Origin of the sequence: Staphylococcus sp. IVB6240 (assembly GCF_025558425.1) — a bacterium.
Taxonomy (GTDB): Bacteria; Bacillota; Bacilli; order Staphylococcales; family Staphylococcaceae; genus Staphylococcus.
The window spans coordinates 1,412,100-1,427,860 of sequence record NZ_CP094718.1 but is presented as its reverse complement, the minus strand read 5'-3'; the positions used below and the strand labels follow the sequence as shown (position 1 = coordinate 1,427,860).

Here is a 15,761-nt window from a genome sequence, read left to right as displayed (position 1 = left end):
TGATATTCTTTCGGGGCTGGGTGGAAATCCCAACCGGCAGTAATTTAAGCCTGCGACCTGTAGTGAACGATGATACGTTGACTATGGCTGATCTAGTGAGAATCTAGAGCCGACAGTAAAAGTCTGGATGGGAGGAAGAATAATCAGTAGACCATGACATGCTATACTTTGTGTAAAATAACATAAAGCTATTGCTTATTTTGTGATGGAAAAATTACTGAATTTATCTGCTTTGTACTTTAAGCAGTATAAGATAAAACCAACCACTCGAAACCAACAATCGGGTGGTTTTTTGTTTAGATTTGAGGTGATCCAAATAAATAACTATTTAGAACATGCAATTCGTTTAGCTGAAATGGTAGAAGGACAAACAGGTGTTAATCCACCAGTAGGTGCTGTTGTCGTAAAAGATGGTCGTATTATTGGCATGGGTGCGCATCTTCAAAAAGGTGACAAGCATGCTGAAATTCAAGCAATTGATATGGCGGGTGAACAAAATGTGAGTGGTGCAACAATTTATGTTTCATTAGAACCATGTTCACACTTTGGTGCAACACCACCCTGTGCGCAAAAGATTATCGAAACAGGCATACAAAAAGTTGTTTATGCTGCGAGAGATATCACACTTCCAGCAACAGGACATGAGATGATGTCAGAAAAAGGGATCGAGGTGCAATATGTGCCACACCCACTTGCCGAAGACTTATATGCACCATTTTTTGCATCTAAGACATCTGAAGTCCCTATTGTCACTGTGAAAGTCAGTGCAAGTATGGATGGCAAACAAGCAACGGATGATCAAGAAAGCCAGTGGATTACGTCTAAAGCTGTGAAAGAAGATGTCTTTCAATTACGGCATATGCACGATGCAATTATTACTGGAAACGGAACATTAGAAGCGGATAATCCGAGTCTCACAGTACGTATCCCTGAAGGACGTCATCCTGCACGTATTATCATGACGCATTCTGGTCATATTAACTGGGATGCCGCAATATTTCATGATCAACTTGCACCTGTCTATATTTATACAGATAATCGTGCATTGACGACATCTTTAGCACATGTCCAAATTATTTATCTACCAACAACTGACGTAAAGAGTGTATTACAAGATTTATATAAAAGAGGTTTTGGTCGTGTATTAGTTGAAGCTGGGCCAAAGCTGACTTCACAATTTTTAGCTTCTGAATTTATTTCAACCTTCATCCTTTATTTAGCCCCGAAAATAATAGGTGGTCGAGGGAAATACCAATATTTTCAAACAGATGGTGTGACACCACTTGACCAACTTACAAATTTTGAAATTGTCCATTCTGAAATGATAGATACTGACATGAAATTACAAATGAAAAGGAAATGATGTCATGTTTACAGGTATCGTTGAAGAAATTGGAACCATTCAATCAATCAAAAAGCAAAACCCCACAACTGAACTAACAATTCAATGCGAGAAAATATTAAGTGATATGCATATTGGTGATTCTATAAGTGTCAATGGTACTTGTTTAACCGTTGTAAGATTTGATGCTACATCGTTTACAGTTCAAGTCATAACAGGTACTGAAAATAAAACATATTTAGGGACACTGTCCACAGGTCAACCGGTCAATCTTGAACGTGCTTTATTAGCGACAGGTCGTTTAGGGGGCCATTTTGTACAAGGACATGTTGATGACAAAGGGACAATCCTGAATATTAAGCAATCTCAAAATGAATGGATCTATACGATTAAAGCACCGGATCATATTTTGAAGCAGATGATACCACAAGGCGCTATTGCTGTAGATGGTGTTAGCTTAACAGTATTCAAAAAAGGAACAACAAGTTTTGATATTCATTTAATACCGGAGACACGAAAGGCAACCATTTTGTCAATGAAACGACAAGGAGATCCCGTACATTTAGAAACAGATATGTTATTTAAATATGTTGAAAATATTACTCGTCAAAATAACGGTGTATCAATGGATAGCTTATTACGTGCAGGTTTTTAACAGCATAGAGAATCCAAGGAGGACATATTATGCAATTTGATAAAATAGAAGACGCATTGATTGCTTTAAAAAAAGGTGAATCGATTATTGTATGTGATGATGATGATAGAGAAAATGAAGGTGACTTACTCGCTATTACTGAATGGATGAATGACGACACGATTAATTTTATGGCACGTTATGGCCGTGGTCTTATTTGTACCCCAATTGATCGGTCGATTGCAGAACAAGTGGGTATCGATCCAATGGTACAAAATAATACGGATCCACATTCTACCGCATTTACAGTAAGCATTGACCATGTGGCATCAACGACAGGTATCAGTGCATTTGAGCGTACACATACTGTAAGAGCGTTAATTGATGAAAATTCAACGTCGGCAACGTTTAACCGTCCGGGTCATATTTTCCCGCTTATTGCACATGAAAAAGGTGTGTTAGGTCGTCGGGGTCATACAGAAGCAGCAGTTGAACTCGCAAAATTGACTGGAGCAAAACCGGCGGGTGTCATTTGTGAAATCATGAATGAAGACGGTACGATGGCTAGAGGTGATGATTTACTATTATTTAAGCAACAGCATGGTTTATGCATGATTAATATTGAAGATTTAGTCACATATATCAAAACAACGCAGTCATTGATTTCAAAAGAAGCAAAGGTGGAATTACCAACACGCTATGGCACATTTGACATGTATGGTTTTACATCTAAGATTGATGGTTCAGAACTGATTGCGATTGTTAATGGTGAGATACATGATGAGATGAATGTACGTATCCACTCTGCTTGTGCGACAGGCGATATTTTTCACAGTGCCCGCTGTGATTGTGGTGAACAATTAGAATTTGCTATGTCATATATTAATGAAAATGGGGGTATGATTATCTATTTACCTCAAGAAGGTCGTGGCATTGGCTTAATGAATAAACTCAAAGCGTATGAATTGATTGAACAAGGTCATGACACAGTTTCAGCAAATGAAGCATTAGGTTTTGCACCAGACATGCGTGATTATGATAATGCAGCACAAATTTTAAAATATTTTGGCATACAATCAGTGAACCTAATGACAAATAATCCAGAGAAATTTGAAGGCTTAGATCATTATGGTATATCAATGGCTACGCGTATTCCTGTTATTACTGAGACAAATGAACATAACCATGACTATATGCAAGTTAAAAAAAATCAAATGAGACATTTAATATAATTGGAGGAATTAATGATGAACTTTGAAGGACAATTAGTTGGACAAGGATTAAAAATTGGTATTGTGGTAAGCCGCTTTAATGATTTTATTACAGGACGTTTATTAGATGGTGCTTTAGATGCACTGAAACGTCATCAAGTGGATGAGAATGATATCGATGTTGCCTATGTACCAGGTGCTTTTGAATTACCCATTGTTGCCAAAAAAATGGCGCAATCTGATAAATATGATGCAGTGATCACATTAGGCTGTGTCATTCGTGGTGCAACAACACATTATGACTATGTATGTAATGAAGCGGCAAAAGGTATTGCAAAAGCAAGTGATGATACAGGCATTCCAGTTATCTTCGGCGTATTAACAACAGAAAATATCGAACAAGCAATTGAACGTGCAGGTACTAAAGCAGGTAATAAAGGTGCGGAAGTCGCAGTAGGTGCAATTGAAATGGCGAACTTACTAAAAGCAATTGGATAATGAAAAAAGTAATCCCCTTGAAGCATGAAAACTTCAAGGGGATTTTAACGTAAAATTATTTTTTGTTACCTCTACCTAAAAGTAATGCTGTTAAACCTAATGCAGCCACAACGAAAAGTGGTTTTGGTTTTACGAATTCTTTGAAGGCAAGTGCTAAGTTTTGAGGACGTTCAGCAAGACGTCTCATAAAGTAGCCGAACCAGTCATCACCGTATGGTACATAAATAGTGAAGTTGTAACCTTCTTTAGCGATTGATTCTGCAAGCTCAGAACGGAAGCCATATAACATTTGGAATTCAAACTTAGATTTATCAATATTATGTTTTTCAACAAATGCTTTTACGTGATTAATGACGTTGTGGTCATGTGTTGCAATAGATGTAAAGTTTTTGGCATTTAATAAGCGTTTTTCAATAAGACGAATATAATTAGCATCAATTTCTTCACGTGTTTGGTAAGCAATGTGTGAAGATTCTTTATAGGCACCCTTAACTAAACGTAATCGCAAGTCAGGATATTTATCAATGAGTTCGTCAGCTTTGAATAAATATGCTTGAATCACTGTACCTACATTTGAAAATTCAGATTTTAATTGGTCAAGTGTATGCGTAATATCTGATAGACTATCATATTTTTCAGTATCAAAATTAATATGCATTTGATCGTATTCAGCTGCTTGTTTCACGATTTCATAAGCATTATCATAAGCAAGCTGTTGATCAAACTCAGCACCTAATTGACTTAACTTAATAGATACATGTGCATCTAATCCATTTTTATGTATCGCTGACATAATTTTTAAAATATCGTCTTTCGCAGCGATTGCTTCTTGTTTTGAGTTAACAAATTCTCCCAAGTTATCTACAGTTGCTGCAATATTTTTTTTGTTCAGACGACGAATTGTCTTCACCACATCGTCAATCGTATTACCAGCTACTACCTTATTAGCACCTAAAGAAGGTCCTACCTTTTTAGCTGATGCATTGAGAAAAGCATTATTTGATAATGCGATGAAAAAATCTTTGAATAAGCTCATTTCTATTCCTCCCATTACTTTGTTTTGCTAATTAATAATAGTGTATCACGAACAATAATGTGATGAAAACGTTTTTATAATGAATTTTTACAACAAAATAGTTCAAGCGCAAATATGGCGGGTAATTAATTTTTTTATAAAGTGATTTGCGAAATTAAATAATCGTATTTTTTGTAGGTAAGATTTGGTTTTATTAGCATTTCTATGATTGTACAAGCTATAATGAAATGTAAAGTGTTAAGTAAGAAAGGTTAGATATGATATGTGGAAATGGGAAACAGTTAGTGAAGTAAAAGGTGTCGTTGTGATTGTTCACAATATTTTAGAACATACAGGACGATATGCATATGTGATTACACACTTAAGAAGAAACGGTTATCACGTGATTATGGGTGACTTACCAGGTCAAGGTCAAACATCACGAATGAATAAAGGACAAGTTGAAAGTTTTGAATTATATCATGAATCAGTTTTAGAGTGGCTGAAAATTGCTGAAGGCTACAATCTTCCTATATTTATGATTGGCGTAGGTTTGGGTGGTTTAATATCTATGAATTTACTTGAAAAAGTAGAATTAGATATTGAAGGGCTTGTATTAATTTCTCCACTTTTAGCATTTCAAAATAATGCACGCACACGTAAAAATATTTTAGCTTCAAATGTTGGTGACGTATCGAAGTCAGCGAAATTTGATTTAGGGTTTGATGTAACGGATTTAACATCAAATAAAGAAGTACAAGAAGAAACATTAAATGATGCCTTGATGCTGAAAAAAGTGAGTTATCATTGGTACCAAGAAGTCATTAAAAATATGAAAGAAACAACAGATCATATTAAAGAAATGAAAACTGTCCCACTTTGCTTGATGTACGGAACTGAGGATCGTGTGACTGATATTCATGTGACACGTCAAATCGTATCTGTGTGCGATCATGAAGAATTATACTTTAAGGCATGGCAAGGTCTTGCGCATGAAGTCCATAATGAACCAGAACGTGAAGCGGTGATGCGCTATATTTTGAGCTTTTTAAACAATCGTGTGTTTACTGCAGGATTTGTAGTAGAAGATGAAAATACATTGACATAAGTTTTAATAATAAAGAAATAGTGCTAACGCTAGATAGTTTTATAAAACGATAGGTAAATGCTAATGTTAAATCGATTTTTTCAGGAGTTTTAAGTTATAAATTAATTACTGGAACTATTGGTACTGATGGAATTATAATTCGAATTTGAGGTGAAACAATATTTAAAAAAAACTTTGAGTTTAGTCTTAAACTCTCAATTAATATTTATTACACTCAATGTTATAATATCTTTAGTATACTACTTATTTGAATATATAATAGGCGCTGAGATTACTTGGTTATCTATTATACTTAATATTTTACTTTTTATCATCTTGAAAAGTTTAATTTTATATAGAAATAGTAGAGTTGTATTTACTTTTTCTATATTATATTCAATATTAGTGAGTATGATTTACTTTTTATTGAATATAATTATAAATATAAAATAGAGGAGGAATAACTTTGACATTTGGAAACTATCAAATAGACTCATTTTGGTTGGTAATGATATTAGGTTTTTTAATTGGATCAATTTTCCTACCTATTTTATTACCAGTTGTAATTGGGTTATTAATATTTGGTTTAGAAAAAAAAGAGTTGAACTTTAATATTTAACGTTTTTCTTGTAAATATCTACTAATTTCAACAATTAAGTGACACTACTATTTTAAAATTATTTATGAATATTTGATTCTGCTTGAACTTCAAGTTGAAGCGTGATAAATTATATATGTGAAATGCTTCACATATATTTCGAGATTAATAATTTTAAAATAGATAGATTGGAGAGAATCTTCATGGCGAAAAAAGGTAATAAAGTAGTATTAGTAGGGAACGGTGCAGTAGGTGCAAGCTATGCATTCACAATGGTGAGTCAAGGTGTAGCAGACGAATTAGTAATTATTGATATTAACGAAGACAAAGTACTTGGTGATGTACTTGACTTAAGTCACGGGGCACCTTATGCAATGTCTCCTGTAAAAGTTAAAGCGGGCCAATACTCTGACTGTGGCGATGCAGATTTAATTGTCATCTGTGCTGGTGCACCACAAAAAGTTGGTGAAACACGTTTAGACTTAGTTGAAAAGAACGCTAAAATTTATAAAGGTATCATCACACCAATTATGGAAAGTGGATTTGACGGTATCTTCTTAATTGCTGCAAATCCAGTAGACGTTTTAACTTACGTTACTTTAAAATACTCAGGTTTACCAAAACACAAAGTCATTGGTTCAGGTACAATCTTAGATACAGCACGTTTCAAACACTTATTAAGTGAAGTATTCGATGTTGCACCATCAAGTGTACACGCAAATATTATTGGTGAGCATGGTGACTCAGAAGTACCAGTATGGTCAAGTGCAACAATCGCAGGTCAACCACTATATGATTTATTAAAAAATGATCCAGAAAAAGAACATCTTATTGAAGATATCTATGTAAATACACGTGACGCAGCTTACGATATCATTAAAGCAAAAGGTGCTACTTACTATGGTGTAGCAATGGGCTTAATGCATATTTCTAAAGCAATTTTACGTAACCAAAATGTAGTATTAACTGTTTCTAGTTACTTAGAAGGTGAGTACGGTGTAGAAGGTGTTTATACTGGTGTGCCAACTGTTGTTAATGGAGAAGGTGCAGTTCGTATTATCGAAACACCATTAAATGAAGAAGAACAAGCTAAATTTGAAAAATCTTCTAAGATTCTTAAAGATATGCAAGATTCAATTAGCCACTTATTCTAATAGTGACACGATTGAAAGGCACACTCCTATATTGGGTGTGTCTTTTTTTATTTAAATGAGTGTTTTTTGAAATATATTATAATGATGATTGACTGTGAATGTAAGTGTAAAAACAACTTAAAATATACAAAAGAACTCTAGGTGTATTTTTGATGTTACATCATACAATTTAAAAATAAATTTTAAATTGAACTATGTTATTTTGTTTTGATGAAAATTTGACGGGTATATAATTAGTGATGAATATGTATTGTAGATGGGAGAATTATTGATGGAAGACAGTAAAGTAGAACAAAAAAGTGGGATTAAAGCTCTATTTTCATTGCAATCCGAAATTGAATCAGTTTTTGTTACTATCGCAGAAAAATACGAATTAACTAAGGAAGAGTTGCTCATACTATTAACGCTATGGGAAAAAGGTGGTATGACACTTAAAGAGATGGATCAGTTTGTGCCAATAAAGTCTTATAAACGCTCAAAAACATATAATCACCTTGTTAATATGAAATGGATTTACAAAGAGCGACCAGTCAATGATGAACGTACGGTGTTGATATATTACAATGAAGACATGCGTGATAAGCAGCATGAACTTGTAACGGATATTGCAACTGAAATTAAGCAACATAAAATGAAAATGAGCCAAAGTTTTAAAAAAGTATTGGATATGGCGCAAGTCTAACTATTCCCATAAGGGTCTAACCATTTCAATCAGATAAAAAACTGGTGAGATCTATAAACAGATCTCACCAGTTTTTTATCTTTTTTCAATTGCAACAATATAAGGCGGGTTATTTTGTTGGTTAAGAAACCCGTATTGTAAAATATGTGCTTGCTGTTGATCGAAGTTTTTCAAATACTTAAGCAGATGATCACTTTCTATTTTGCCTTCAGGATGACCTGGATAAACCACTAAAACAATGATACCTTCTTGTCTTAGATGTTCAAAAATACGTGTAATGGCTAAAATAGTCGTTTCAGGCTGTGTGACAACGGATTTGTCACCTTTAGGTAAATACCCCAAATTAAAAATCGCGGCATCCAATTTTTCAAGGTGATCGGGGTGGATATGGTCAATAATGTGCTCATGACCTGTTTGAATTAGTGATACCTGTTTATAATCAGCTATTTTTTCTTTTGTTGCATCGATGGCAGCTTGTTGAATATCACAACCATATACCTGTCCTTCAGGTACTGACTGTGCTAAAAATAAAGTGTCATGACCATTTCCACAAGTTGCATCAATCACGGTACTATCACTTTTAATATGTGTGGTGATGAGCTCTTTAGCGAATGGAAGAATTCGTTTTAGAATCATTATTTTATAGCCTCTTTTGAATAATGTGTTCCTTGAACAGTGCCACGACGCGCAAGTTCTGCATCAATATCATTGAGAACTTCCCATTTATTAACACTCCACATGGGACCTACCATCAGGTCTATCGGTCCGTCTCCTGTGATGCGGTGTACAATCATTTCAGGTGGCAGAATTTCAAGTTGATCACAAACGAGGTTGATATATTCTTCTTTGGTCATAAATTTTAACAAGCCTTTGTCGTATTGTTTGACCATTGGTGTGCCTTTTAATAAATGTAGTAAGTGGATTTTTATTCCTTGAACATCCATTTCAGCAACGGCTTTTGCTGTTTCCATCATCATGTCATAGTCTTCTCCAGGTAAGCCGTTAATAATATGGCTACATACACGAATGCCATGCTTACGTAATTTAGCGACGCCTTCATAGTAAACATCCATATCGTGTGCACGATTGATCAAGTCTGAAGTCGTTTGATGAACGGTTTGAAGACCTAACTCCACCCATAGATATGTGCGTTCATTCAATTCGGCAAGGTATTCTACCACATCATCTGGCAAACAATCTGGGCGTGTCCCGATTGAAAGCCCAACAACGCCTTCTTCTTGTAATGCCGCTTCAAATTTTTCACGCAATACTTCCACTGGTGCATGCGTATTTGTAAATGCTTGGAAGTAGGCAATATATTTGCCTTCATACCATTTTTCATGCATGCGAGATTTTATTTCTTGGAATTGAATAGGGATTGCATCTGCACGATTACCTGCAAAGTCACCACTTCCTGCAGCTGAACAAAAAGTACAGCCACCGTGTGCAACAGTGCCGTCACGGTTGGGGCAGTCGAAACCACCATCAAGTGCGACTTTAAAGATTTTTTGACCAAATTGATTTTTTAAATGGTAGTTTAATGTATGGTAGCGTTTATTTTCAAAAGCATATGGAAAAACTGTTCCCATGTTTCTCGTCCCTTCTATGTCCCTTCTATTTATGGCAATATATTCAAAGATTTTACCATATTTTTCAATGTCATGTTATATTGGTGCATGAGACTGAAAAAGAAAGAGGCGATTTCAATGCGTATGCCGAGTGCAATTTGGTGGTTAGTGATCGGTATGGCAATCAATATTACAGGAGCGAGTTTCTTATGGCCACTTAATACAATATATATGGCACAGGAGTTGGATAAGTCACTGAGTACAGCTGGATTGGTACTTATGATCAACTCAATTGGAATGATAGGTGGCAATCTGCTTGGTGGAACGATGTTTGACCGATTAGGTGTTTATAGCACAATTATGATAGGAACCATTTTTAGTTTAGTAGCGACTTGTTTACTGAACTTTTTTCACGGTTGGCCTTGGTATGCTATTTGGCTTATTATGCTGGGCTTTGGAGGAGGGATGATTATCCCTGCAATTTATGCAATGGCGGGGGCAGTGTGGCCACAAGGGGGACGTAAAACATTTAATGCCGTTTATTTAGCGCAGAATATTGGTGTAGCGCTTGGTGCAGCATTAGGTGGTATTGTAGCGAACTTTAGTTTTGATTATATATTTCTTGCAAACTTATTAATGTATGTTGCCTTTTTTGTCATTGCTGTATTTAAATTTAATGTGACATATGAAGCAAAAGTTAAGCAACCACATATGTTAGATGAGGTCACATCTATTCAAGATAAAAAGAATTTTATTGCGCTAATTCTGCTATGTGTGATGTTCGCTTTTTGTTGGATTGCATACGTACAGTGGCAAACAACCATTGCATCTTTCACACAACAAATTGGCATTTCAATGCCACAATACAGTTTATTATGGACGATTAATGGTGTGATGATTCTTCTTGGACAACCACTCATTTTACCAGTGATTCAAATGTTACGTGGACAGATGAAAAAACAACTTTATGTAGGCTTGTTTATTCTTATCATTTCATTTTTTGTCACGAGCTTTGCTATGTCGTTCTCAATTTTTGTTGTCGGTATGGTGATTATGACATTTGCAGAAATGTTTATTTGGCCAGCAGTACCGACGATTGCAGATCAATTGGCACCGATTGGAAGACAAGGTGTGTATCAAGGAATTGTCAATGCGGCTTCAACAGTAGGTAAGGCATTAGGACCATTGCTTGGTGGGTTAATCGTAGACTACTTTGACATGCAGACAATGTTTTTATCAATGATTGGTCTGTTAGTAATTGCTGGATTTTTCTTGGCGATATTTGATCGAGGAATTCGCAATCGAGAATCGAAAGCTGAAATGTAAAGTGCACGGTCTTCCTTTCAATTTAGTAACGAGTATAATGAAAGAAGATGAATGAATTAACCATGTGTATTAAAAACTATGGGAGAACTAGAGAGCCATAAACATTTGCAATGATTTTGTCGTAGTGCTTCCCTGCAAAACATTTAGTAAGCTTTGCTAATAAGGAATGACGAAACCTTTTATTGTGAAAATGATCTCTGTCCCACTTTATACTTGCAACAACGCATTAAATTGCCTATTATAGAGTATGATATATTCATTATATTGATAATTAAATTTCGGAGTAGTAATTTAATATGTAATCTACAGAGAGTTAGTGGGGGTGCGAACTAACGTTTACAGTTAAATGAACTTGCCATCATAAAAATAAATAATAAAACATCTCAACTATTAAAATGAAGTGCACATATGTGAATGAGGGTGGTACCGCGGCAAATTTGTCGTCCCTCTATAGAATAACAGTAGTTTGAGGTGTTTTTTGTATTTTAGGAGGTCTCTGCTGTGAACTATGATCATAAGCAAATTGAAAAGAAGTGGCAAAAATATTGGTTAGAAAACAAAACATTTAAAACAGAGGATAACTTGGGACAAAAGAAATTTTATGCATTAGATATGTTTCCATATCCATCAGGTGCAGGATTACATGTAGGTCATCCTGAAGGCTACACAGCTACAGATATTATTTCACGATATAAGCGTATGCAAGGGTACAATGTATTACACCCAATGGGTTGGGATGCGTTTGGTTTACCTGCAGAACAATATGCGTTAGATACTGGAAATGATCCAGCTGATTTTACAAAAGCGAATATCCAAACATTTAAGCGTCAAATTCAAGAACTTGGATTTAGTTATGATTGGGATCGAGAAGTCAGCACAACTGACCCTGAATACTATAAATGGACACAATGGATTTTCATTCAACTTTATAAAAAAGGATTAGCTTACATCGATGAAATTCCAGTAAACTGGTGTGAAGCGCTTGGCACAGTTTTATCAAACGAAGAAGTCATTGATGGTGTATCTGAACGTGGTGGCCATCCAGTTGTTCGTCGTCCGATGAAACAATGGGTTTTAAAAATCACTGAATATGCAGATCGTCTATTAGAAGACTTAGAAGATTTAGATTGGCCTGAATCAATTAAAGATATGCAACGTAACTGGATTGGTCGTTCAGAAGGGGCACGTGTTCGCTTTGATATTGCATCAACAAATGAAAATGTAGAAGTATTCACAACACGTCCTGACACACTATATGGTGCAACGTTTATCGTATTAAGCCCGGAACACCAGCTTGTGGATGAAATTACAACAGATGAACAAATTGAAAAAGTACGTGCTTATCAACAAGAAGCAGCTAAAAAATCTGACTTAGAACGTACTGACTTAGCAAAAGAAAAAACAGGTGTATTTACAGGTGCTTATGCGATCCATCCATTATCTGGTGCACAAATTCCTGTATGGATTGCTGATTACGTGCTTGCATCATACGGAACAGGTGCTGTGATGGCAGTACCAGGTCATGATGAACGTGATTATGAATTTGCTGAAACATTTAACTTGGATGTTGTCAATGTCATCGAACACGAAGAAGATACGCCTGTTTATACAGGAGACGGTCGTCATGTGAATTCAGGTGACTTAGACGGATTGAATAATGCTGAAGCAATCGAAAAAGCCATTGCAATTTTAGAAGAAAAAGGTGCTGGTGAGCGTAAAGTTAACTATAAACTACGTGATTGGTTATTCAGTCGTCAACGTTATTGGGGTGAACCAATTCCAGTTATCCACTGGGAAGATGGATCTATGACAACAGTTCCTGAATCTGAATTACCACTATTGTTACCAAAAATGGATCAAATCAAGCCATCAGGTACTGGTGAATCACCACTTGCGAACAGTGAAGAATTTGTAAATGTTGTCGATGAAAAGACAGGTATGAAGGGACGTCGTGAAACAAATACGATGCCACAATGGGCAGGTAGCTGCTGGTACTACTTACGCTATATTGATCCTAAAAATGATCAAATGCTTGCAGACCCTGAAAAATTAAAACATTGGTTGCCTGTTGACTTATATATCGGTGGTGTTGAACATGCCGTGCTTCACTTATTGTATGCACGTTTCTGGCACAAAGTATTATACGATTTAGGTGTTGTACCAACAAAAGAGCCATTCCAGAAACTTTTCAACCAAGGTATGATTCTTGGTGAAGGTAATGAAAAAATGAGTAAGTCTAAAGGTAATGTTGTAAACCCTGATGAAATCGTTGCATCACATGGGGCGGATACATTACGCCTATATGAAATGTTTATGGGACCACTTGATGCTTCCATTGCATGGAGTGAAACTGGCTTAGATGGTGCACGTCGATTCTTAGATCGTATTTGGCGTTTATTCGTTACAGAAGATCATAAGTTATCTGACAAAGTGGTTGATGAAGCAACACCAAAATTAGAACAAGTGTATCATCAAACTGTTAAGAAAGTCACAGAAGACTTTGAATCATTGAACTTCAATACAGCGATTAGTCAGCTGATGGTATTTATTAACGAAGGATACAAAGCAGATGCGATTAACCGTGTCTATGTTGAAGGTTTTGTAAAAATGATTGCACCAATCGCACCGCATATCGGTGAAGAATTGTGGTCTATTTTAGGACATGAAAGTACAATTACGTACCAACCATGGCCTACATTTGATGAAGCATTGTTACAAGCAGATAATGTTGAAATCGTAGTACAAATCAATGGTAAAGTACGTGCGAAACTTGAAATCTCAAAAGATACATCAAGAGAAGAAATGGAACGTATTGCATTAGAAGATGAGAATGTTCAAGCAAACTTAGAAGGCAAAGAAATTAAAAAAGTCATTGCGGTACCACAAAAACTAGTCAATATTGTTGCGAAATAATAGGAGTGAGACGATGAAAGAAATACAAATGGATCAGCTTAAAGAAAAGTTATTAAGCAATGAACCAGTACACGTTGTTGACGTGAGAGAAGACGAAGAGGTAGCTTTAGGGATGATTCCTGATGCTAAACATATTCCGATGCAAGAAGTACCAAATCATTTAGATGAATTTGATACAAACAAAACATATTATATTGTTTGTGCTGCTGGTGCAAGAAGTGCGAGAGTGGTTGATTATTTAACAGATCACAATATCGATGCAGTTAATGTTGAAGGCGGCATGAAAGCATGGGGCGACGGTGGTTTAACATACGACGGTATTTAATAACAAAATAGGATGAAAAGAGGGAGCTGAGCATGATTGTCTCAGCCCCCTCTTCCTTTTAAGAGGTTTGTTTTTAAGTAGTGATAGGTTCAAATTGTCCAGCATGATAGCCTGCAACATAACCTGTTACAAGGGCACTTGTAATATTGTAACCACCTGTATATCCGTGGATATCAAGTACCTCTCCACATAAGAATAAACCATCTTGTAGTTTTGAGCCCATCGTTGTTGGAACGATTTCTTTAATTGAGACACCACCACCAGTGACAAAAGCCTTTTCTATTGGTAATGTGCCATTTACTGTAAAAGTGAATGCTTTGAATAAATGTGCTAATTGATTAATTTGTTGTGCGCTAAGATGATGATAGGTTGTTTCTAAATCAATTTCTGCACGTTCAATCATAAAATGTAAATAACGTGTTTCAATGAGACCTTTAAGCGCGTTTTTAATGATTTTATCCGGTTGATCTTTTAATAAACTGATGATTTTTTGTTTGAGTTGTTCTTCATTTATGGAAGGAAAAACATCTAGCTGTATTTGAATATCTTGTCGCTTTTGTTGTTTTTGTTCTTTATAGATAAATTGACTACAGCGAAGTGCTACAGGTCCACTGATACCAAAATGAGTAAAAATCATATCCATTTGATGCGTGATACGCTTTTTTCCATTCTTTTTTAAGACGGATAGACCGACATCTTTTAAACTTAAACCTTTTAACGTTTGTGCTTTAATAAAAGCTTCATTGGATTTGATGGGTACTTCAGTAGGGAATAATTCTGTAATGGTATGACCAAAAGATTTAGCAAATGGATAGCCATCACCCGTAGAACCAGTATGTGGCACACTTGTACCACCCGTTGCAATGACAACAGATTTGGCACGATGTGTGTGACCATCTTCTAAAGTAACTGTATAATGTGCGTCAGAAAAAGCTACGGATGTCACAGGACTATTTTCAATAACTTCTACTTGTTGTTTGTTCATTTCTGCAATTAAAATATCTAATACGTCTTGAGATTTATCAGTTATCGGGAACATTCGACCGTGATCTTCTTCTTTCAGTTTAAGTCCACGTGATTCGAAAAATTGTATAATCGATTGGTTATCAAAAAGTGTAAAAGGACTATACAAAAATTTCCCATTACCAGGAATGTTTTTTATAATTTCTTCATAAGGGAGGTTGTTGGTTACATTACATCGGCCACCACCAGAAATTTTTAGTTTACGACCGAGACCTTTCTTTTTTTCGATAAGTAAAACACGTTGATGGTTTTGACTGGCAGAGATTGCAGCCATAATGCCACTAGGACCACCACCAATAACGATTGTTTGATACATATATGGAATTCTCCTTCAATTTTGTATATTTTAATTTTAACACAATCAGATTATGTGTATAATTATATT

General features: G+C 35.6%; 15 protein-coding genes and 1 riboswitch. Of the genes, 11 read left to right on the top strand and 4 right to left on the bottom strand.

Annotation, left to right across the window (positions count from 1 at the left end; translation table 11 throughout):
• Nucleotides 1-2 precede the first annotated feature (2 nt).
• A riboswitch (FMN riboswitch) is annotated at nt 3-143 on the top strand.
• A gap of 173 nt (nt 144-316) precedes the next feature.
• The 4 genes from ribD to ribH are packed head-to-tail and all read left to right on the top strand — an operon-like array spanning nt 317 to nt 3,685.
• On the top strand, nt 317-1,363 hold the full coding sequence (gene ribD, locus MUA88_RS06950; RefSeq protein WP_262605139.1) for a bifunctional diaminohydroxyphosphoribosylaminopyrimidine deaminase/5-amino-6-(5-phosphoribosylamino)uracil reductase RibD: 1,047 nt from the start codon (nt 317-319) through the stop codon (nt 1,361-1,363).
• A 4-nt stretch (nt 1,364-1,367) separates the two neighbouring features.
• Entirely contained in the window at nt 1,368-1,997 is a 630-nt protein-coding gene (locus MUA88_RS06945) for a riboflavin synthase (RefSeq protein WP_262603459.1), read from the top strand.
• Between the two features lie 29 nt (nt 1,998-2,026).
• Nucleotides 2,027-3,208 carry a 3,4-dihydroxy-2-butanone-4-phosphate synthase gene (gene ribB, locus MUA88_RS06940; RefSeq protein WP_262605292.1) on the top strand — a complete coding sequence of 394 codons (1,182 nt, stop codon included), beginning with the start codon at nt 2,027-2,029 and terminating at the stop codon, nt 3,206-3,208.
• Between the two features lie 15 nt (nt 3,209-3,223).
• Entirely contained in the window at nt 3,224-3,685 is a 462-nt protein-coding gene (gene ribH, locus MUA88_RS06935; protein WP_262605138.1) for a 6,7-dimethyl-8-ribityllumazine synthase, read from the top strand.
• 55 nt (nt 3,686-3,740) lie between these two features.
• On the opposite strand, the gene MUA88_RS06930 is transcribed toward ribH, so the two are convergent.
• Nucleotides 3,741-4,721: a proline dehydrogenase family protein gene (locus tag MUA88_RS06930; protein WP_262605291.1), complete on the bottom strand. Its 981-nt coding sequence runs from the start codon at nt 4,719-4,721 to the stop codon at nt 3,741-3,743.
• Nucleotides 4,722-4,983: 262 nt separating this feature from the next.
• Here MUA88_RS06930 and MUA88_RS06925 point away from each other — a divergent pair, with 262 nt between their 5' ends.
• The 4 genes from MUA88_RS06925 (at nt 4,984) to MUA88_RS06910 (ending at nt 8,221) form a co-directional block, all read left to right on the top strand.
• Nucleotides 4,984-5,808: an alpha/beta fold hydrolase gene (locus MUA88_RS06925; RefSeq protein ID WP_262605290.1), complete on the top strand. Its 825-nt coding sequence runs from the start codon at nt 4,984-4,986 to the stop codon at nt 5,806-5,808.
• A 445-nt stretch (nt 5,809-6,253) separates the two neighbouring features.
• Nucleotides 6,254-6,406 carry a hypothetical protein gene (locus MUA88_RS06920; protein WP_262603456.1) on the top strand — a complete coding sequence of 51 codons (153 nt, stop codon included), beginning with the start codon at nt 6,254-6,256 and terminating at the stop codon, nt 6,404-6,406.
• A gap of 182 nt (nt 6,407-6,588) precedes the next feature.
• Nucleotides 6,589-7,539 carry an L-lactate dehydrogenase gene (locus MUA88_RS06915; RefSeq protein WP_262603455.1) on the top strand — a complete coding sequence of 317 codons (951 nt, stop codon included), beginning with the start codon at nt 6,589-6,591 and terminating at the stop codon, nt 7,537-7,539.
• Between the two features lie 271 nt (nt 7,540-7,810).
• On the top strand, nt 7,811-8,221 hold the full coding sequence (locus MUA88_RS06910; protein ID WP_262605289.1) for a transcriptional regulator, SarA/Rot family: 411 nt from the start codon (nt 7,811-7,813) through the stop codon (nt 8,219-8,221).
• Nucleotides 8,222-8,296: 75 nt separating this feature from the next.
• Here MUA88_RS06910 and mnmM read toward each other — a convergent pair whose 3' ends face one another.
• Entirely contained in the window at nt 8,297-8,857 is a 561-nt protein-coding gene (gene mnmM / locus MUA88_RS06905) for a tRNA 5-(aminomethyl)-2-thiouridylate-methyltransferase MnmM (protein WP_262603453.1), read from the bottom strand.
• Nucleotides 8,857-9,810 carry a tRNA modification radical SAM protein MnmL/YtqA gene (gene mnmL / locus MUA88_RS06900; RefSeq protein ID WP_262603452.1) on the bottom strand — a complete coding sequence of 318 codons (954 nt, stop codon included), beginning with the start codon at nt 9,808-9,810 and terminating at the stop codon, nt 8,857-8,859. The genes mnmM and mnmL overlap by 1 nt, the downstream gene beginning before the upstream one ends.
• Nucleotides 9,811-9,927: 117 nt before the next feature.
• Between mnmL and MUA88_RS06895 the strand changes: the two genes are divergently transcribed.
• From MUA88_RS06895 to MUA88_RS06885, 3 genes are all read left to right on the top strand, one after another.
• The gene (locus MUA88_RS06895; RefSeq protein ID WP_262605137.1) at nt 9,928-11,115 is read left to right on the top strand and encodes an MDR family MFS transporter; all 1,188 of its coding nucleotides are present in this window, start codon (nt 9,928-9,930) and stop codon (nt 11,113-11,115) included.
• 501 nt (nt 11,116-11,616) lie between these two features.
• Nucleotides 11,617-14,028, top strand: a complete 2,412-nt coding sequence (gene leuS, locus MUA88_RS06890) for a leucine--tRNA ligase (protein WP_262603451.1) — start codon at nt 11,617-11,619, stop codon at nt 14,026-14,028.
• A 13-nt stretch (nt 14,029-14,041) separates the two neighbouring features.
• Complete coding sequence (locus MUA88_RS06885) at nt 14,042-14,353, top strand: rhodanese-like domain-containing protein (RefSeq protein ID WP_262603450.1); 312 nt, start codon at nt 14,042-14,044, stop codon at nt 14,351-14,353.
• A 73-nt stretch (nt 14,354-14,426) separates the two neighbouring features.
• Here the strand turns inward: MUA88_RS06885 and MUA88_RS06880 are convergent, their stop codons facing one another.
• Nucleotides 14,427-15,692: a BaiN/RdsA family NAD(P)/FAD-dependent oxidoreductase gene (locus MUA88_RS06880; protein WP_262605288.1), complete on the bottom strand. Its 1,266-nt coding sequence runs from the start codon at nt 15,690-15,692 to the stop codon at nt 14,427-14,429.
• Nucleotides 15,693-15,761: the final 69 nt, after the last annotated feature.